Annotated in this window: 2 protein-coding genes; both read right to left on the bottom strand. The window is 76.4% G+C overall.

Annotated elements, in window-relative coordinates; translation table 11 throughout:
* Nucleotides 1–856, bottom strand: an 856-nt coding sequence (locus C1J01_RS47990; protein WP_146616043.1) for an AfsR/SARP family transcriptional regulator, incomplete at its 3' end; no start/stop codon positions are given.
* Nucleotides 853–1,515 (bottom strand): hypothetical protein (locus tag C1J01_RS50855; RefSeq protein ID WP_220040493.1); only part of this gene is annotated, 663 nt, incomplete at its 5' end. The genes C1J01_RS50855 and C1J01_RS47990, both read right to left, overlap by 4 nt.

The following is a 1,515-nucleotide window of genomic DNA, read 5'->3' as shown; positions in this document are numbered from 1 at the left end:
GGGTCCGGATCGGTCGGCGGACACCCATCGGCGGGTATCCGGCGACGCGGCCGGGCCCCGGGAACCCGTCCCTGCCCCGAGCCTGCTGGGATGCCGCGATGGCCGCACCCTCTGGGGAGGCCCAGGGGGGTGGGGTGTCGTTCAGGACTCGCCGGTGGGCGGCGGTCAGGTCGGCGCCGGGTTCCAGGCCGAGCTCGTCCACGAGCGTCCGCCGCGCGTCCTGGAAGGCGCCGAGCGCCTCCGACCTGCGGCCGGCCTGGTGCAACGCCTCGATGAGCAGCACCCAGGCGCCCTCCCGCAGCGGATGCGCCCCGGCCAGCGCCCGGAGCTCGCCGACCACCTCGGCGCCCCTGCCCAGCCGCAGGTCCAGCCGTACGCGCTCCTCCAGTGCGGTCAGGCGCGCCTCCTCCAGCGGCACGCCGTGCTCCCTGCGCAGGACGGACGACTCGATGTCGGCCAGCGCCTGCCCCCGCCACAACGCCAGCGCCGCCCGGAACCTCTCGACCGCCTCCGCGACGCCGCCCGCCTCCCGGACCCGCCGGGCCTCGGCGACCAGCCGTTCGAACCGGTGACAGTCCACCGCGTCCCGGTCGACCTCGAACAGGTAGCCCCCGGGCACCGTACGGATGCCGTCCACGAGCTTGCGCAGCGCGCTGACGTACACCCGGAGCACCGACTCCGCCGAGGCGGGCGGCCGGTCGTCCCAGACCACGGACATGAGCCGCTCGACCGGCACCGGATGCCCGGCCGACAGCAGGAGGGCGGCCAGCAGGGTGCGGTGCTTGGCGGGACCGGGCGTCCGGCCGACGTCGATCCGCAGCGTCCCGAGCACGCCGAACCGCGGTTCCGGGCTCATGGCGCGTCCGCCGGCCGCACGGTGAAGGAGCCGAAACGCACACGTACGTAACGGTCGGCGGCGGCCGCCGCGAAGACGCCCACCTCGCCCGCGCGGTGTGGTCCCTCGGTGTCGGCCACCTCGGCGACCAGGCGTTCGTCCAGCCACAGGCGCAGGGTCACACCGCCTCCGCCGCCCTGGCCGCACTGCGCCACGATGCGTTCGGTGGCCGCCTTCCGCCCGCCGGCGGGACCGTACAGGACGGCGCCCTCCGTTCCCGTACGGCGCTTGACGATCGTGACCTGCCCCGCGTCGCTCACCCCGAACTCGTAGCGGTCGCCGGAGGCCGCCGAGCCGTGACACCACACGCCGTACGACCCCGCGCCGCCCCGCAGGGTCGCCTCAGCGCTGACGACCACGCCGCCCTCCGGCTCCCGCGCGGGCGCCGACTTCCACAACCGCCAGCCTCGGTTCACGGTGAGCTCGTATCCGGCCCCCGCGGCACGCGCGTCCCCGCCCTCGGACGCGCCGACCTCCCATCCCTCACCGAACACCGCCTCGTACGGCCACCTCTCCCCCGCGAGCCCGGGCACGCCGACCGCCGCGGCCACCCCGAGCGCGACGACGACGGCCGCCCACGGCCACCACCGCCGCTTCCCCGCAGCCGCCCCGACCGGCTC

It is taken from the genome of Nonomuraea aridisoli, from assembly GCF_003236395.1.
Taxonomy (GTDB): Bacteria; Actinomycetota; Actinomycetes; order Streptosporangiales; family Streptosporangiaceae; genus Nonomuraea; species Nonomuraea aridisoli.
This window is presented reverse-complemented; position numbering and strand designations above follow the sequence as displayed.